A 16,365-nucleotide genomic window follows, 5' to 3' on the forward strand; every position below is an offset into this window, starting at 1 on the left:
GACGATCCCTCCCCCGGCCCACCCTCGACCCGCCCCTCGCGACGATGAGCGCCCCCGAATACCGTCCGCCCAACCTGGCGCTGACCACGATCGGTCTGTCGCTGGCGACGTTCATGCAGGTGCTGGACCTGACCATCGCCAACGTCTCGCTGCCGACCATCGCCGGCAACCTGAGCGTCAGCGCGCAGCAAAGCACCTGGGTAATCACCTCCTTCGCGGTCAGCAACGGCATCGCGCTGCCGCTGACCGGCTGGCTGACCCGCCGCTTCGGCGAGGTGCGCCTGTTCGTGATGGCCACGCTGCTGTTCTCGCTGGCCTCGTTCCTGTGCGGCATCGCGCAGAGCATGGGCATGCTGGTGGCCTTCCGCGCGCTGCAGGGCGCGGTGGCCGGGCCGATGTACCCGATCACGCAGGCGCTGCTGATCTCGGTGTACCCCGCGCACAAGCGCGGCCAGGCGCTGGCGCTGCTGGCGATGGTCACCGTGGTGGCGCCGATCGTCGGCCCGATCCTCGGCGGCTGGATCACCGACAACTACAGCTGGCCGTGGATCTTCTTCATCAACGTGCCGATCGGCATCTTCGCCAGCACGGTGATCGCCGCGCAGATGGCCGGCAAGCAGGAGCGGACCGAGCGGCCGAAGATGGACTACGTCGGCCTGATCACCCTGGTGATCGGCGTCGGCGCGCTGCAGATCGTGCTGGACAAGGGCAACGACGAGGACTGGTTCAACTCGCCGTTCATCGTCGTCACCTCGATCGTCTCGGCGATCGCGCTGGCGATCTTCCTGATCTGGGAACTGACCGACAAGGATCCGATCGTCGATCTGAAGCTGTTCCGTCACCGCAACTTCGCCGCCGGCACGCTGGCGCTGGTGCTGGCCTACGCGGCGTTCTTCTCGATCGCGCTGCTGATCCCGCTGTGGCTGCAGCGCCAGCTCGGCTACACGCCGACCTGGGCCGGCTACGCCAGCGCGCCGCTGGGCGTGCTGCCGGTGATCCTGACGCCGTTCATCGGCCGCTACGCGACGCGCTTCGACCTGCGCTACCTGGCCGCCTTCGCCTTCGTCGTGATGGGCGCGACCTGCTTCATCCGCGCCGACTTCAACCTCGAGGTCGATTTCGGCCGCGTCGCCATGGTGCAGCTGCTGCAGGGCCTCGGCGTGGCGTTCTTCTTCATGCCGGTGCTGACCATCCTGCTGTCCGACCTGGCGCCGCGCGAAATCGCCTCCGGCTCCGGCCTGGCCACCTTCCTGCGCACGCTGGCCGGCAGCTTCTCGGCCTCGATCACCACGCTGCTGTGGGAACACCGCGCGATCGCGCACCATGCGCAGCTCACCGAGCACATCACCGCGTTCGATCCCGGCACGCAGCAGGCGATGGCCACGCTGGGCGGCAACGATCCGACGCGCGCGGCGATGGTGTTGAACCAGGTGATCACCCAGCAGGGCTATCAGATCGGCTTCAACGAGGTGTTCCACGCGCTCGGCTGGGTCTTCGCCGGCCTCGTGCTGGTGGTGTGGCTGGCGAAACCGCCGTTCGCGCCCAAGGCGGGGCCGGCCGCCGGCGGCGGCCACTGAGCGCCGCCCGCACGCGCCGCGCAGGCGCGCGCGTGCGGGACGCTGCTGCCGGCGCCTATTTCACCGGCGCCATCAAGTGCTGGTACGGCGTGCCTGCCCACATCACGTAGGGCGCGGCCGTGTCGGGGTCGGCGCTCTTCGGGTACTGGTCGTAGAAGCTCGCGTCGGCGCCGACGACCATCACGTGCGGTCCGGTCTTGATCCAGTGGTTGCTGGCGGTGGGCGCGGTCGCGTACGGATCGGTGTTGCTGGCGTCGGTGCCGCCCGCCAGCATGTACATGAAGCCGATCCTGCCCGCCGGCGGCGGCCGGTGCGCCACCCAGGCGTCGACCCAGGCCATCGCGTTGGCGTCCATGCACATCGGGTCCGGTCCCGGCGTCGCCGGATTGTCCGGCATGCAGGTGAAGCCGTTGCGGCCCTCGCGCAGGGTGCGCATCTTGCCGGCGGCGTCCATGACCACGATCTTCGCGTCCTTGGCGACGCGCGCCGGCGCGGCGCGCATCGCGCTGGCGATCATCTCGGCATCGGTCATGGCTTTCTTCTTCTCGGCGGCCAGCCCGCTGGACGCCAAGGCCAGGGCGATGGCCACGGCGGCGTAACGGCCGATCGAACGTGTGGCGTTCATATTCCCCTCCTTTCGAAGTTGCGATGCGTCATCCCGGCGTCCTGCCGTGCGCACGCCGCCTGCCGCCGGGTGCCCCGGCGACACGCGGACGCGCATTCGTCCTGAAGGGTGTGGCGCGGTCGCTGCGGCCGCGCGGGCCGTTGCCGGGGCCGACGGCGCGGCCGCCGGGCCGGACGGGCGAAAGGAGGATCGGGGTTCGCCGCGCGAACGGCGGCAAGCGGACGATGCGCGGGCGAGGCGGCGCGCGCCGCCCGTGGCGCCGGCGCGCGTCGACGCGCCGATCCCGACCACCCGGCGACGGCTGCCGGCACCCATAGCAGACCTCCTGCCTGGCCCGAACCCGGGCCGGGAAGCCCCGCATGCGGAGCGCCAGTATGGTCCCGCGCCGCGGCGGCGGCAACGGCTGCGGCGCGGCTCAGAACGCCACGCCGGCCATCAGCATGGTCTCGCCGTGGTTCGGCTTGCGGAAGTCGCCGTTGGAGATGTGCCGCAGCATCAATTGCCAGTGGCGGCCCTGCCAGCCCAGCGTGCTGACGAATTCGTAGGGCGTGCTCAGCGCGTCGGTGCGCCCGGCGGTGGCGGCGAGCTGGAAGCCTGCATAGAGATCGCGCCACAGGTACAGGCGCGCGCCGCCGGCGCCCAGCCAGACGGTGCGGTCGAGGCGGTCGCGCGGATCGTCGCCGCGCGCGTCGACGTGGCCGAGCGCGAACGCCGGCGCCCACGCCAGCTTCCACAGCGGCTGCCGCTCGCCGATCCACTCGGCGAAGGCGACATCGGTCCAGTGGTGGCGCAGCGTCACGCTGCGCCCGAAGGAGAACTCGAGGTGCGCCGCCCGCGCGGGCGGCGCGGCGCCCAGCGCCAGCAACGCGCACAGCGCGACGGCGCCGCAGGGCGCGCGTCGCCGGGCCGTTGCTGGATGGGCCGCCTGCATCGGGCGCTTCCTTGTCGCGGCCGCGACTGCACGGCCGCGACGTCATCATAGCACCGCCCGCGCACGGCCCGCCGGCACGCTCCGATTCAGAAATCCACGCCGGCCAGCAGCATGGTCTCGCCGAGGTTGGGTTCGCGGGTGCTGCCGTTGGAGATGTGCCGCAGCATCACCACCGCGCGACCGCGCCGCCAGCCCAGGCTGCTGACGAATTGCTGCGCGCTGCACAGCGCGCCGGTATGCGGCGTCGCCGCGGCGAGCTGGAAGCCGACGAACAGGCCGTGCCAGAGATCCGGCAGGCGCACGCCGGCGGCGGCCACGCCGACGTCGTGGTCGAGCCGCTCGCGCGGCGTGCCGCGCGCCTCGATCCAGCCGAGGCCGACATCGGGCTGCCAACGCAGCGCGTGCCACGTGCGGGTCTCGCCCAGCGCCTCGAAGAACACGGCCTTGGTCGAGCGCTGGCCGGAAGTCCAGCTGGGGCCGGCCAGCAGCTCGAACTGCGCGGCCTGCGCATGCGCGGACGCGAACAGCGCGGCGGCGACGAACAACGCGGCCGCGCACCGGCCGCGCCGGCGCGTCCGCGAGAGAGTAGCGTCGAAGGACATCTGCACTCCTGCACATGGAACCCTCCGGTCTGCGGCCCCGCCAGACGAGCCGCGCCCCTGCGCGGCCGCGCTGGAGGTGGGTCGTGAGCGGCGCGTCCACAAGAGGCGGGTGACGGCGACGCAGCGTTCGCCGTGCGCGACGATGCGCGCGGCGCGAAGGAGCGATGGGTGCGCAGGATGACGGCGCGGAGGCGCCGCCGCGGCGCATCCTCCGCCGCGGGCGGAGGATGCGCGGGAGGGTCAGGGCGCGAGCGGTTTGCGGTGCGCGGCGCGCAGCCTGGCGTTCAGCGCCGCGAGGTCGTGCGTCTCGAGGTCGTTCCAGGCGGCGAGCGCGCCGTCGAGCTTCGCCGTCAGCGCGGCGTAGCCCGCCTGCGCGTCCGGCGAGGGCGCGGCGTCGGCGCCGCCGTCGACCGCGTTCATCAGCTGCGTCAGCGCCTCGGCCAGGAAGCGGAAGCTGGTCGTGTCGGTCGGCGGCATTGCCCAGGCGTTGTGCGGGTTGGGCGCGTCGACCAGGCCGCTCGCGGCACGCAGCTTCGCATCGAAGTCGTCCAGCGCCGCGGCGAGGTCGCCGTCGGCGTCCTTGCGCGCGGCGCCCGCCGCCTTGTGCAGTTTCTCGGCCTCGTGCTGCGCGGCGGCCAGCCGCGTCTGGGCGGCCTCGACCTTGCGCGCCAGTGCGAACTGCGCGGCGTAGGCATCGGCCGGCAGCGTGACGCGCGGATCGGCCCGCACGTCCAGCGGCTGGCGGTAGCGCTTGCCGTCCACCGTCAGCTCGACGGTGTAGCGCCCCGGCGGCGCCCACACGCCGTCGGCCCAGACGTCGCCCTGCGCCAGCGCGGCCGGCGCCGCGTAGCGCAGCGGCCAGACGAAGCGGTGCATGCCCGGCGTGGTCGCCAGCGTCGACGGCACCGGCAGCCACTCCGGCGCGGCGCTGCTGGTGGCGGGATCGCGCTTGGGCGGCGCGTCGGCGCTGGAGTAGCGGCGCACCAGGCTGCCGTCGGCGGCGTAGATCGCCAGTTCGACGGGCTTGCGCGGCGTCTTCGCCAGCACGTAGTCGAGGCGCGCGCCGAACGGCGGGTTCTCCGCGGTCGGCTCGTCCTTGGGCAGCGGCGTGCCGGTGAAGCTCGCCGGCCGCACGCGGATCGCGGCCGAGGGCTCGAACAGGCGCGTGCCGGGCCTGGCGTCGGCGGCGAGCTGGCGCAGCGGCGCGGCGTCGTCGAGGATCCAGAAGCCGCGGCCGTGCGTGGCGATGACGACGTCGTCGCCGTGCACGTCGATGTCGCGCACCGAGGTGCGCGGCAGGTCGAGCTGCAACGGCTGCCAGCGGTCGCCGTCGTCGAAGGAGACGTACATGCCGAGTTCGGTGGCGGCGTACAGCAGGCCACGCTGCCGCGGGTCCTCGCGCACGGCGTTGACGAAGTCGCCGTCGCGGATGCCGGCGACGACGAGCTGCCACGACTTGCCGCCGTCGCGCGTGCGGTAGATGTAGGGCTTGCGGTCGTCGAGGCGGTGGCGGTCGACCGCGGCGTAGGCGACGTCGCGGTCGAAGTGCGAGGGCTCGAGGATGCCCACCTTCGACCACGGCGTCAGCGCCGCCGGCGTCACGTCCTGCCAGTGCGCGCCCTCGTCGTCGCTGCGCCAGATCAGGCCGTCGTCGGTGCCCACCCACAAGAGCTTCGCGTCCAGCGGCGAGGAGCCGATCGCGTAGATCACGCCGCGGCGCGGGCCCTGGCCGAGGTTGTTCGCCGCGGTGACCGCGTCGAGGTTGGCCGGCACGCCGGGATCCTCGCGCGTCAGATCGGCGCTGATCGCGGTCCAGTGCTCGCCGCCGTCGGCGGTGCGCCACAGCCTCTGATTGCCGAAGTACAGCACGCGATGGTCGCGCGCGTTGAACGCGAGCGGCAGCGTCCAGGTGCGGCGGTACAGGTCCGGCTGCGCCAGCGTCGGATCGACCGCGCGCGTCTGCTCGGTGCGCAGGTCCAGCTTGTCGACGGCGCCGCCGTAGACGATGTCCGGATCGTCCGGATCGGGCGCGATCATGCCGCTCTCGCCGCCGGCGGTGACCTCGCGGAACTGCTCCATGCCGATGCGGCCGTGGTACGGCGCGATGCTGGGCAGGCCGACCGCGCCGGAGTCCTGCTGCGCGCCGTAGACGCGGTACGGGAAGCGGTCGTCGGTGCTGACGTGATAGAGCTGCGCGGTCGGCTGGTTGTACCAGCTCGACCAGGTCCTGCCGCCGTTCAGCGTGACGATCGCGCCCTGGTCGACGCCGAGGATCTGCCGGTCGGGGTTCTGCGGATCGATCCACAGTTCGTGGAAATCGTCGCCGGTGGGATCGCCCTTCAGCGCGAGGAAGTGCGCGCCGCCGTCGTCGGAGCGCAGCATGATGGTGTTCATCGCGTAGACGCGGTCGGGGTTCTTCGGGTCGGCGGCGATGCGGCCGAAGTACCAGCCGCGCTGCCAGATGCGGTCGTCGCCGCTCATCTTGCGCCAGGTGGCGCCGGCGTCGTCGGAGCGGTACAGGCCGCCCTCGTCGCCGTCGACCAGCGCGTACACGCGCGTCGGCGCGGCGTCGGAAATGGCGATGCCGATGCGGCCGACCTTGGCGGGGAAACCGTGGCCGGCGATGCGCGTCCAGTGCTCGCCGCCGTCGGTCGACTTGTACAGGCCGGAACCGGGGCCGCTGGCCGGCGGATAGACGTTCCACGGCGTGCGCCGCGTCTGCCACAGCGCGGCGTAGAGCGTGTCCGGATGGCCGGGCTCGAAGGCGAGGTCGATCGCGCCGGTGGCGTCGTCGGGGCCGAGCACCTTCCGCCAGGTCCTGCCGCCGTCGCGCGTGCGGAACACGCCGCGCTCGGCGTTCGGGCCGTAGGGATGGCCGAGCGCGGCGACGAAGGCGACGTCGGCGTCGCGCGGATCGACCAGGATCCTGCCGATCTGCTGCGTGTCGGCGAGGCCGCGATGCGCCCACGTCTTGCCGCCGTCGGTGGACACGTAGACGCCGTCGCCCTGGGCGATGTCCGAGCGCATGTCGGCCTCGCCGGTGCCGACGTACAGCATCTTCGGGTCGGACGGCGCCACCGCGATCGCGCCGATCGAGCCGACCGGCTGGCCGTCGAAGATCGGCTCCCAGGTGCGGCCGGCGTCGTGCGTCTCCCAGACGCCGCCATTGACCGCACCGAAATAGAAGTGCTGCGGCTGGCCCGGCACGCCGGCCACGGCCAGCACGCGGCCGCCGCGGAACGGGCCGAGCAGGCGCCAGTGCAGGCCCTGATACAGCGACGGATCGACCGCCCCCGCGGCGGTCCACGAGATGACGACGAGCACGAGCGCGGAGAGCAGGCGACGCATGGGCGACTCCGGGGAGGCACGCCGCGGACACGGCATCCGCCGATCATAGCCGAGGCCGCCGCTACGGCATGGGCAGGAAGCCATGCCCGCTCAGGGCACGGGCGCCAGCTCGAGATCGCCGAACCAGGCGGTGGCCACGCTCTGCGTGTTGTCGGTATCGCTGGCGACGGCGATGCCGATCACGCGCGGCGCCGGTTTGCCGAAGGCGGCGCGGTAGTCGGCGGCGAGGTCGCGGCGCTCGCGGCGCCACCGTCCGGCGTGGGCGTCGCCGCTCTCCAGCACGATCTCGCGCACGCTGGCGATGAACGGATCGGCGGCGATGGTGCCCGGCGCGCGGCGGTTGTCCCAGACGTAGCACAGCGCCGCGTTCGGCAGGTCGGCGCCGAGCACGCGGCGCGCCACCTTGAGCTTCCAGCGCGTGGCGAGACCGAGCGCGTCGTCGGGCACGTCGAAGAACACGTAGACGCGCGCCGCGTAGTCGTCGCCGGAGCGGCGCTGCGGCCGCGCCGCGGCGACGGCGTGGTCGACCTTCCAGCGCCACGCCAGCACGCTCGCCGCCGGCACGTCGAGCGCATGCGCCAGCGCGCCGGCGCTGCGCACGGCGTCGGCGCGCAGCACGGTGGTGCCGGCGTCGTCGACCAGCGCGAAGCGCGTGCGCGCCGGCTTGCGCGACATCCGGTAGTAGCTCCAGCCCGGCGGCAGCGCGGCGCCGACGGCGGACGTGGAAAACCGCAACGCCAGCGTGTCCGCGGCGGCGGCGCCGGCCACGGCCAGCAGCAAGAACAGCAACGCACCTTTCATCGTGGCAGGGACCCGAAAGCGCGGCGCGGCTGACATTCCTCACTTCCGCGCGCGCCGCGGAACCGGCAGCATCGAAGAATCAGGACGAGAGTCTCGCATGAACGCCCCTGCCTCCCGCCACCAGCTCACCACCGGCCCGGTCGGCCGCACCCTGCTGCTGTTCGCGCTGCCGGTGCTGGCCGGCAACGTGCTGCAATCGCTGAACGTGTCGGTCAACGCCATCTGGATCGGCCACTTCCTCGGCGAGGCGGCGCTGACCGCGGCCTCCAACGCCAACATCGTGCTGTTCTTCCTGCTCGGCGTGGTGTTCGGCGTCGCCATGGCGGCGACCATCCTGGTCGGCCAGTGCGTCGGCGCCGGCGACTGGGACCGCGCCAAGCGAGTGGTCGGCACCAGCGCCGCCTTCTTCGCCGCCATCTCGCTGGCGGTGGCGCTGGCCGGCTTCGCGCTGGCGCCGCAGGTGCTCGGCTGGATGCGCACGCCGGTCGATGCGCAGCCGTACGCGATCGCCTACCTGCGCATCATCTTCCTCGCGCTGCCGTTCATGTACTTCTACACGTTCCTGATGATGACGCTGCGCGGCGCCGGCGACTCGAAGACGCCGTTCCTGTTCCTGCTGCTGTCGGTGGCGCTGGACATCACGCTGAACCCGCTGCTGATCTTCGGCGTCGGCCCGCTGCCGCGCATGGGCATCGCCGGCTCGGCGCTGGCGACGCTGACCGCGCAGCTGACCAGCCTGGCGGCGCTGCTCGCCTGGCTGTACCGCCGGCGCCATCCGCTGCGCCTGCACCGCGGCGAGGCGCAGTACCTGCGCCTCGATCGCGAGATCCTGCGCGCGCTGGTGGTCAAGGGCGTGCCGATGGGCATGCAGATGGTCGTGATCTCCAGCTCGGCGCTGGTGATGATCAGCCTGGTCAACGCCTACGGCTCGCAGACCACCGCCGCGTTCGGCGCCGCCTCGCAGCTGTGGACCTACATCCAGATGCCGGCGCTGGCGATCGGCGCGGCGGTGTCGTCGATGGCCGCGCAGAACGTCGGCGCGCAGCGCTGGGACCGCGTCGCCCGCACCGCCGGCGCCGGCGTGCTGTTCAACTTCGCGTTGACCGGCACGCTGGTGGCGGTCGTCTACCTGTTCAACCGCGCCGCGCTCGGCATCTTCCTGCCGCACGACGCCGCCGGGCTGGCGACCGCCCAGCATCTCAACGCGATCGTGGTGTGGTCGTTCCTGTTCTTCGGCGTCGGCTTCGTGCTGTTCGGCGTGGTGCGCGCCACCGGCGCGGTGGTGCCGCCGCTGGTGATGCTGTTCGTGTCGCTGTGGCTGGTACGCATCCCGTTCGCCGAGCTGCTGCAGCGGCGGCTCGGCGCCGACGCGATCTGGTGGAGCTTCCCGCTCGGCTCGCTGACCCTGCTGGTGATCGCCTCCCTCTACTACCGCTACGGCGGCTGGCGCGAGGCGCGCATGCTGGCGCCGGCGCCGGCCGGCGGCGCCTGAGCGCGCGCGCCGGCCCGGCCGCCGGCGCGCGCGGCGTCGTTCACTTCGCCGCTGTCGTCGCCGCGCGCAGCGAGGGCAGCAGCGGCGCCAGGTCGACGGTCCAGATGTTGTCGCCGCCGTTGTTCCAGTCCTGCATCTGCCGCAGGCCGGCGGCATTGGCCGCGACGTCCTTCGGATGGGCGGGCGCCACCACGTGGCCGCTGGTGAGGTAGAGCGTGTGGCCGTCGGGCCCGAGCCGCACCTCGTCGATCGGCGCCAGCGCATTGATCTCCGCGTCGAGCGGCACCGGCGCGCTTCAGCCCGCGCCGTCGCGGAAGGCGACGAACACGTCGAGGGTTTTCGACGCCGGCGGGCGCGTCGAGGAGAACACGATGAACGACTGGTCCGGCGCCACCGCCGGATCGACGTCGGACCACGCGCCGCTGCTGAACGGCAGCGGCTGCGGTGCGCCGTAGGCGCCGTGCGCGTACGGCGCGCGGTACAGGCGGAAGTGGCCCTGCGCACCGGTCGCCGCCATGAAGTACAGCGTGCCGTCGGCGGCGATCGCCGGGCTGAACGTGGCGTCGGAGAAATTGATCGCGTCCGGCAGGCGCACCGCCGCGCTCCAGCCGTCGCCGCGGCGATCGACGCGCCACAGGCTGCCGCCCTTGCCGGCGTGCACCTGGCCGCCCCAGTGCCCGTCCGGCGCGCGGCCGCGGTCGTCGGCTGGACGGCTGGAGGCGAAGATCAGGTAGCGGCCGTCCGGCGACATCGCCGGCTCGAGATCGCGCCAGCGCCCGGAGAACGGCGCCAGCACCGGCGGCGACCAGCGCGCGCCGTCGAAGTGCGACGCGAGGATGTCGTAGTCCTCGTGGTTGCTGCGGAAGAAATACACCGTGCGGCCGTCCGGCGTGAACGTCGCGGCGGCGTCGTTGGCCGGCCCGGAGATCACGCCGGGCGCGAACACCTGCGGCGGCGCGGACACCGCCGGCGCGGCCGGTGCGGCGACGGCGGTCGCGACACAGGCGCCGACCAGACGGGCGACGACGGGGGTCACGCTCATGCGCGGTGCTCTCTGCGAATATCGGGTGGGGCCGCTGCATCTGCGCACGGCGGCGCACGAGGGCGAAGGGGTCAGGGCGACGCCGCGGCGCGGTGCGCGTCAAGCCACGGCGCCAGCGACACCGACCAGAGGTTGTCGCTGCCGTTGTTCCAGGCCGCGCCCGGCGCATGCGCCTCGCGACGCGCGCTGTAGAAGTAGACGCTGCGGCGATCGGCGCCGAGCTGGCTGCCCATGGCGTAGCCGGCGTCGTTGACGCGATCGCCCAGGTCGATCGGCGCGCTCCAGCCGCCACGCTCGCGAAAGGCGATGGCGAGGCGCAGCGGCGCGCGGCTGCCCGCGGGCACGATGCTGAAGACGATGAAGGATTCGTCCGGCGCGACCGCGGCGTCGCGGATCTTCGCGCCCGCCTCGCCCAGGGCGACGCGCACCGGCGGCAAATAATCGCCGTCGCGGTACTGCGCGCGGTAGAGACGAATGACGCCGTCGGCCGGATCGCGCGCGTCGAAGTACACGCTGCCGTCGCCGGCGACGCTGGGGGCGAACGTCATGGTACTGGTGTTGATCGCGTCCGGCAGGCGCACCGGCGCGCCCCAGCCGTCGCCGTGGCGATCGACGCGCCAGAGGTTCATGCCCCTGCCGACATATCGTTTGCCGTCGGTGCCGAGCGCGTCGAGCGGCGCGCCGCCGACGACGATGGGACGGTTGGAGACGAACAGCAGGAACGATCCGTCCGGCGCCATCGCCGGATCGAGGTCGCGCCAGCGTCCGGAGAACGGCGCGACGCGCGGCCTCGACCACGCGCCGCCTACGCGATGCGAGACGAAGAGCGTCGAACGCTGGCCCTCGCCGCGCGCGAACACCACCGTATCGCCATCCGGCGTGAACGCCGCGGCGCCTTCGTCCTGCGCACCGGAGATCACCCCGGGCGCGAAGATCTGCGGCACCGCGGCTGCCGTCGTCGCCGCGTGCGCGGCCGTCAGCACGAGCGCCGCCCCCAGCCCCACGCCGGCACGCCAGATGGCAGCATCGCGTTTCGTCACGGCGATCTCCTTCATGGTGGGCAAACGGCAGCGGCCTCGCTCATTCGGCCGGCATCTCGTTGAGCAGGATGTACTCGCGTTCCCGCGCTTCGACGCGGCCTAGCTCCTTGGAGCTCAGCGTCACCGGCCGCTCGACCATCAGCTCGTCGCTGGTGACGACCCCGTGGCGGAACGTGGTGTAGCCGTACCAGTGCGAGCGGCCGGGTTGCACCTTCACCGCGTAGTTCTTGTCGCCGCGCTTCAGCATCACCTGCAGGCGGTCGCCGAGATAGGCACCGTCGCCCTCGCCTTCGCGCTTCAGCGTCACGCGGTGGGCGAGCGGGTCGAGCGCCACCACCGTCACCGTTTGCCGGCCGGGCGTGCCGAGTTCCCACGGCGAATCGATGTCGACTGTCCAGTGCTGACCCACCCGCAGCGCGGCGGGCGGCGCGCCCCACAGGCGCGGGTTGTAGATCAGGCCGCTCGCGTCCCATTGGGGCGCGCAGGCGCCGTCGAGGCACGCGGTCGCGCCTGCGTCGCGCAATTCCAGCATGCCGCCGCCCTCCGAACGGCCGTCGTAGCGGTAGTCGAGGCGCAGGCGCGGGCGATCGGTGGCGCTCTCCACGGCGCGGTAAGTCGCCGTGCCGCTGGTGCGCCCGACGATGTCCTCGAAGCCCGGTGCGCGGATGGCGAACGTCCGCGAGAACACCTGGTCGATGCGGTCGCCGGCCTGGAATGCGGGCACGAGGTAGGCCGATGCGGGCACGGGTGGGTCGGCGCGCGCATCCGTGAGCGCGAGCGTCAGCAGCAGTGTGGCGGCGATGGCTCGTCGCATCGCTCTCCCCTTGCAGAATTCGTCGCTGGGTCGCGCCGCGGGGCACGGGCGACGCAAGGTATCGGGATTCGTCATGGCGAGCTGCGCCGGCAGTCGAGCGTGTCGACGTCGATCCAGCGGCCATCGGCCCCGCGGCGCGCATAGGTGACGCGATAGGCGGCGAGGCCGCGGCGCTCGAAGCTGAAGCGGTCGGCGGCGGTATCGCCGTCACCCAGCCAGACCAGCGCGCCACCCTGCCAGCCCATCGAGGCATAGCGGCGCGCGCCGGCGAAGTTGTCGAACACGTGGGCATCGAAGCGGCCGGCGTGTTCGTCGTAACCCCACAGCTCCAGCGCGTGGAACGCATGCGGCGGGCGGTCGTCGTGGCGCAGGCGCAGCCAGCGGCCGTCGAGCGTCACGTCGAACACCTCGCGCGAGGCGATCGCGGCGCCGCTGCGCAGGAAGCGCCCGGCGCAGTCCCAGGCGCCGACGAAATAGGCCAGCGGCTGCAGCGCCGGCGCCAATGCCCCGCGCAGCGCCGGCGGCGATGCCGACAGCGCGGCCGACGTCTCCTGCGGTTCGGCGGAAACGACGCCGGGGCCGATCAGCTCGCCGGCGCCCGCGCGCGCCGCGATCAGCGCCAGGCCGCAGCAGGCGATCCGGCCGAATCCGCGCAGGCCCATGCGATGCCCCTTCTCGTCGCGGGCTCATCGCCCGGCGCCGCAATTTGCGGGCGGCGGGCGGGCGGCGCATCTGCAACGTGACGGCCGGCGCGCGCGACGGGACGAGCGGTCGTTGCGCGCAGACGAACGCTCAGCGCAACCCCAGCAGGGCGCGCGCGCCGGCGCGGAAGCGACGGCTGAGATCGAGGCGCGTGCCGTCGTGCAGGATCACCTCGGCGTTCCCGCCGAACAGCGGATGCACCTCGCGCACGCGCTCGACGTTGACGACGATGCCGCGATGGATGCGCAGGAAGCGCGCCGGGTCCAGCGCCGCCAGCAGGCCCTGCAGCGTCTCGCGGTGCAGGAACGCCGCGCCGGCGGCGTGGATGCGCACGTAGTTGCCGTCGGCGCGGATCCAGTCGATGTCGGCCACCGCCAGCACGCGGCTGTGCTCGCCGACGCGCACGGCGAGGCGCTGCCGGTAGCGCTCGCCCGTCGCGGCAGCCTCCGTCTCGCCCTGCGCGTGCAGGCCGCGCCAGTGCTTCTTCACGCGTGCCATCGCCTGGTCGAAGCGCGCCTGGTCGATCGGCTTCAGCACGTAGTCGATGGCGTCGGCGTCGAATGCGCGCAGCGCGTGCTGGCCGTAGGCGGTGGCGAACACCACCAGCGGCAGCGTCTCGCGCGACAGCGCGCGCAGCAGCTTGAAGCCGTCCATGCCCGGCATCTGGATGTCGAGGAACAGCAGGCCGGGCTGCAGGTGGCGGATCGCCTGCAGCGCCTCGGCGGCGTTGCCGCACTCGCCGACGACCTCCACCTCGGGATGCGTCGCCAGCGCCTGGCGCAGCGCGAGACGCGCCAGCACTTCGTCGTCGACCAGCAGGGTGCGGATCGGCGGCGCGCTCACGGCGCACCCTCCGCGTACGGCAGGCGCAGCTCGGCGCGCGTGCCGCCGCCCGGACGGCGCGAAAGCTGCAGCCGCGCGGCCTCGCCGAACAGCACGCGCAGCCGCGCGCGCGTGGTGCCGAGGCCGAGGCCTTCGGCCGGCGCCGGCTGCGGCAGACCGAGGCCGTCGTCGTCCACGCACAGTTGCAGATGATCGCCGTCGCGGCGGGTGACGATGTGCAGGGTGCCGGGACCCGGCTTGTTCAGCAGGCCGTGGCGCAGCGCGTTCTCCACCAGCGGCTGCAGGATCATGTTCGGCACGGCCGCGCGCACGGTGTCGGCGGCCACGTCCATGCGCACGATCAGCCGGTCCTGGAAGCGTACCTGCTGCACGCCGAGGTAGCAGTCGAGCAACTGCAGCTCGCGCGCCAGCGGCACCTGCTGCGCGTGGCGCTCTTCCAGGGTCAGGCGCAGGAAATCGCTTAGGCGCGCGATCATCAGCCGCGCCTGCATCGGATCGGACAGCGCCAGCGCGGAGATCGCGTTCAGCGTGTTGAACAGGAAATGCGGCTGCAGCTGCATGCGCAGCGTCTGCAGCTGCGACTGCACCAGCTGCGTTTCCAGCTGCGCGCTGCGCAGGCGCTCGTCGCGCAGGCGCCGGCGCGTTTCCAGGCCGCGCAGCGCGGCAAGCAGCACCCAGTAGGTCAGCCAGCCGAGGTGGAGCTTGTAGGCGAACTCCAGGCGCGCATAGGCGGCGAACGTGGTCGCCGGTGCGTGCCCCGGCCCGCACAGCCACCAGAAGATCGCCAGCATCGCCAGCGACTGCGCCAGCGCCAGCGCCAGCGCCAGGCTGCACGGCAGGTGCAGCGCCCAGAACCGCCGCCAGCCGGCGGCGCCGAGACGGCCCAGCCAGGCGACCAGCGGCGTCAGCGCCATCCACAGGTAGAAGTTGCCGAAGTTCCACACCGCCAGGCGCAGCCACGCCGCCTCGTGGCCCTCGCTGATGCTGCTGATGCCGTTGCTGACCGTGTAGGAGAGCGCAAGCAGCGTCCAGAAGGCGAACGCCAGCGTCCAGACACCGAACCGTCGTTGCAGGGAGCGGTCGATCACGCGGCCCTCGTTTACGCAGGTCCGCCGGCGCGCGGCGCCGGCCCATCGCGGCAGTCTGCGCATCGCGGCGCCGCAAGGGAAGTGACGTTCGAGCGAGCGACCGCTCGCGGACGCGGAGCGGCCGCTCGTCACGCATCCGCCACGCCCGTCACGCGAGCGATGCGCGCGGATCGCGCGTGCGCCAGGGCGGCGCGGCGGCGTGTCGAGGCCTGGCCGGCGGCGCATCCCTCCGCCACCTCGCTGGCGGTCCGCGGCGGCGTCGCCGTCCTGTCCTTCTACGATCCCAGGCTGGGGCCGCAGCGGGGCGTGCGCTCCTCCGACATCTTCGTCTACGGCGCCGACGGCCGCTGGTACGCGCTGTACTCGCAGCACGGCACGGTCGGCCAGGGCTGACCGCGACGATGCGGCGCGGCCGCATGATAAAATCGGCGCGCATCCCGCGGCGGGCCCGGCCCGCCGTCTCCCCGCCCCTGCCGACCGCCGCGCCCGCCGATGTTCGCCGTCAAGTGGATCCTGCTCGCCGTCCTGGTGGCCTCCGCCGTCTACGTGCATTTCCGCGGGCGCGTGCGCCATCGCGTGTTCCGCCAGATCACCGACCACTCCACGTTCATGGCGCCGATCAACGTGGTGATGTACGCCTGCTCGCGCGTGCCGAACACGCCGTACCTGCCGGTGGACACGCTGCCGGAGCTGGCCACCCTGCGCGCGCACTGGCGGGAGATCCGCGAGGAAGCGCTCAAACTCGCCGAGGCGCAGCGCATCAAGGCCTCGGACCAGTACAACGACGCCGGCTTCAACTCGTTCTTCCGCACCGGCTGGAAGCGCTTCTACCTCAAGTGGTACGACGTCGACGCGCATCCGTCGGCGCAGCAGTACTGCCCGCGCACGGTCGAGCTGCTGCGCGGCATTCCGTCGATCAAGGCGGCGATGTTCACCGAGCTGCCGCCGGGCAGCCGCCTGACCAGGCACCGCGACCCCTACGCCGGCTCGCTGCGCTTCCATCTCGGCCTGATCACGCCGAACGACGACCGCTGCTACATCGACGTCGACGGCCAGCGCTACAGCTGGCGCGACGGCGAGGGCGTGGTGTTCGACGAGACCTACATCCACTACGCCGCCAACGAGAGCGCGCAGAACCGCATCATCCTGTTCTGCGACGTCGAGCGCCCGCTGAAGTACCGCTGGGCGGCGGCGTTCAACCGCTTCGTCGCGCGCCACCTGGTCGCCGCCGGCGCCGCGCCCAACGACGAGCGCGACCGCACCGGCGGCATCAACAAGGCGTTCAAGTATTTCTACGCCGTGCGCCTGAAGGGCAAGGCGCTGAAGGCGAAGAACCGCACGGCGTACTACGCGCTGAAGTGGCTGCTGCTGGGCGGCCTGCTGGCGCTGATCTTCCTGGCCTGAATCCGCGCCGCCCGTCCGCCATGGCGAAGCGCATCACGCGCGGAACGTGACCGCCG

At 72.6% G+C, this 16,365-nt stretch carries 16 protein-coding genes; 4 read left to right on the forward strand and 12 right to left on the reverse strand.

Translation table 11 applies throughout. The annotated features are described in order from the left end of the window. The first annotated feature begins 44 nt into the window (after positions 1 to 44). Positions 45 to 1,577, forward strand: a complete 1,533-nt coding sequence (locus MBSD_RS04330) for a DHA2 family efflux MFS transporter permease subunit (protein ID WP_062535405.1) — start codon at positions 45 to 47, stop codon at positions 1,575 to 1,577. A gap of 55 nt (positions 1,578 to 1,632) precedes the next feature. Here MBSD_RS04330 and MBSD_RS04335 read toward each other — a convergent pair whose 3' ends face one another. The 5 genes from MBSD_RS04335 to MBSD_RS04355 all read right to left on the reverse strand — a co-directional run bounded on the left by MBSD_RS04335 (position 1,633) and on the right by MBSD_RS04355 (position 7,884). After that, positions 1,633 to 2,202, reverse strand: a complete 570-nt coding sequence (locus tag MBSD_RS04335; protein ID WP_062535406.1) for a hypothetical protein — start codon at positions 2,200 to 2,202, stop codon at positions 1,633 to 1,635. Between the two features lie 415 nt (positions 2,203 to 2,617). After that, positions 2,618 to 3,133, reverse strand: a complete 516-nt coding sequence (locus MBSD_RS04340; protein ID WP_082306467.1) for a porin family protein — start codon at positions 3,131 to 3,133, stop codon at positions 2,618 to 2,620. Positions 3,134 to 3,219: 86 nt separating this feature from the next. Then, entirely contained in the window at positions 3,220 to 3,735 is a 516-nt protein-coding gene (locus tag MBSD_RS04345) for a hypothetical protein (RefSeq protein ID WP_062535410.1), read from the reverse strand. Between the two features lie 240 nt (positions 3,736 to 3,975). After that, entirely contained in the window at positions 3,976 to 7,083 is a 3,108-nt protein-coding gene (locus MBSD_RS04350; protein WP_062535412.1) for a VPS10 domain-containing protein, read from the reverse strand. Between the two features lie 90 nt (positions 7,084 to 7,173). Then, on the reverse strand, positions 7,174 to 7,884 hold the full coding sequence (locus MBSD_RS04355; RefSeq protein ID WP_062535414.1) for a DUF3047 domain-containing protein: 711 nt from the start codon (positions 7,882 to 7,884) through the stop codon (positions 7,174 to 7,176). A 97-nt stretch (positions 7,885 to 7,981) separates the two neighbouring features. Between MBSD_RS04355 and MBSD_RS04360 the strand changes: the two genes are divergently transcribed. After that, positions 7,982 to 9,376, forward strand: coding sequence for an MATE family efflux transporter (locus MBSD_RS04360; protein ID WP_082306468.1), 1,395 nt, complete (start codon positions 7,982 to 7,984; stop codon positions 9,374 to 9,376). A gap of 40 nt (positions 9,377 to 9,416) precedes the next feature. Here MBSD_RS04360 and MBSD_RS04365 read toward each other — a convergent pair whose 3' ends face one another. The 7 genes from MBSD_RS04365 to MBSD_RS04395 all read right to left on the reverse strand — a co-directional run bounded on the left by MBSD_RS04365 (position 9,417) and on the right by MBSD_RS04395 (position 14,905). Next, positions 9,417 to 9,662, reverse strand: a complete 246-nt coding sequence (locus MBSD_RS04365) for a hypothetical protein (protein ID WP_062535416.1) — start codon at positions 9,660 to 9,662, stop codon at positions 9,417 to 9,419. Positions 9,663 to 9,671: 9 nt separating this feature from the next. Then, complete coding sequence (locus MBSD_RS04370) at positions 9,672 to 10,418, reverse strand: TolB family protein (RefSeq protein WP_062535418.1); 747 nt, start codon at positions 10,416 to 10,418, stop codon at positions 9,672 to 9,674. 71 nt (positions 10,419 to 10,489) lie between these two features. After that, positions 10,490 to 11,458: a TolB family protein gene (locus MBSD_RS04375; RefSeq protein ID WP_237071744.1), complete on the reverse strand. Its 969-nt coding sequence runs from the start codon at positions 11,456 to 11,458 to the stop codon at positions 10,490 to 10,492. Positions 11,459 to 11,498: 40 nt separating this feature from the next. Next, complete coding sequence (locus tag MBSD_RS04380) at positions 11,499 to 12,272, reverse strand: hypothetical protein (protein WP_062535419.1); 774 nt, start codon at positions 12,270 to 12,272, stop codon at positions 11,499 to 11,501. Positions 12,273 to 12,343: 71 nt separating this feature from the next. After that, positions 12,344 to 12,934 carry a DUF1579 domain-containing protein gene (locus tag MBSD_RS04385; protein WP_062535421.1) on the reverse strand — a complete coding sequence of 197 codons (591 nt, stop codon included), beginning with the start codon at positions 12,932 to 12,934 and terminating at the stop codon, positions 12,344 to 12,346. A gap of 130 nt (positions 12,935 to 13,064) precedes the next feature. Next, entirely contained in the window at positions 13,065 to 13,817 is a 753-nt protein-coding gene (locus tag MBSD_RS04390) for a LytR/AlgR family response regulator transcription factor (protein ID WP_062535423.1), read from the reverse strand. Beyond that, complete coding sequence (locus MBSD_RS04395; RefSeq protein WP_237071745.1) at positions 13,814 to 14,905, reverse strand: sensor histidine kinase; 1,092 nt, start codon at positions 14,903 to 14,905, stop codon at positions 13,814 to 13,816. Before MBSD_RS04395 ends, MBSD_RS04390 begins: the two co-directional genes overlap by 4 nt. A gap of 159 nt (positions 14,906 to 15,064) precedes the next feature. On the opposite strand from MBSD_RS04395, the gene MBSD_RS04400 reads away from it, so the two are divergent. Continuing rightward, positions 15,065 to 15,298, forward strand: a complete 234-nt coding sequence (locus MBSD_RS04400; protein ID WP_062535425.1) for a hypothetical protein — start codon at positions 15,065 to 15,067, stop codon at positions 15,296 to 15,298. Positions 15,299 to 15,397: 99 nt separating this feature from the next. Next, on the forward strand, positions 15,398 to 16,309 hold the full coding sequence (gene lpxO, locus MBSD_RS04405) for a lipid A hydroxylase LpxO (RefSeq protein WP_062535427.1): 912 nt from the start codon (positions 15,398 to 15,400) through the stop codon (positions 16,307 to 16,309). Positions 16,310 to 16,365 lie beyond the last annotated feature (56 nt).

This window comes from Mizugakiibacter sediminis (genome assembly GCF_000953855.2).
Taxonomy (GTDB): Bacteria; Pseudomonadota; Gammaproteobacteria; order Xanthomonadales; family Rhodanobacteraceae; genus Mizugakiibacter; species Mizugakiibacter sediminis.

Bases quoted from the DNA above. Each gene is read 5' to 3' on its own strand.
- MBSD_RS04400 (WP_062535425.1), top strand. From the start codon at position 15,065: ATGCGCGCGGATCGCGCGTGCGCCAGGGCGGCGCGGCGGCGTGTCGAG.
- MBSD_RS04355 (WP_062535414.1), bottom strand. From the start codon at position 7,884: ATGAAAGGTGCGTTGCTGTTCTTGCTGCTGGCCGTGGCCGGCGCCGCC.
- MBSD_RS04360 (WP_082306468.1), top strand. From the start codon at position 7,982: ATGAACGCCCCTGCCTCCCGCCACCAGCTCACCACCGGCCCGGTCGGC.
- MBSD_RS04345 (WP_062535410.1), bottom strand. From the start codon at position 3,735: ATGTCCTTCGACGCTACTCTCTCGCGGACGCGCCGGCGCGGCCGGTGC.
- MBSD_RS04330 (WP_062535405.1), top strand. From the start codon at position 45: ATGAGCGCCCCCGAATACCGTCCGCCCAACCTGGCGCTGACCACGATC.
- lpxO (WP_062535427.1), top strand. From the start codon at position 15,398: ATGTTCGCCGTCAAGTGGATCCTGCTCGCCGTCCTGGTGGCCTCCGCC.
- MBSD_RS04350 (WP_062535412.1), bottom strand. From the start codon at position 7,083: ATGCGTCGCCTGCTCTCCGCGCTCGTGCTCGTCGTCATCTCGTGGACC.
- MBSD_RS04385 (WP_062535421.1), bottom strand. From the start codon at position 12,934: ATGGGCCTGCGCGGATTCGGCCGGATCGCCTGCTGCGGCCTGGCGCTG.
- MBSD_RS04340 (WP_082306467.1), bottom strand. From the start codon at position 3,133: ATGCAGGCGGCCCATCCAGCAACGGCCCGGCGACGCGCGCCCTGCGGC.
- MBSD_RS04335 (WP_062535406.1), bottom strand. From the start codon at position 2,202: ATGAACGCCACACGTTCGATCGGCCGTTACGCCGCCGTGGCCATCGCC.
- MBSD_RS04370 (WP_062535418.1), bottom strand. From the start codon at position 10,418: ATGAGCGTGACCCCCGTCGTCGCCCGTCTGGTCGGCGCCTGTGTCGCG.
- MBSD_RS04380 (WP_062535419.1), bottom strand. From the start codon at position 12,272: ATGCGACGAGCCATCGCCGCCACACTGCTGCTGACGCTCGCGCTCACG.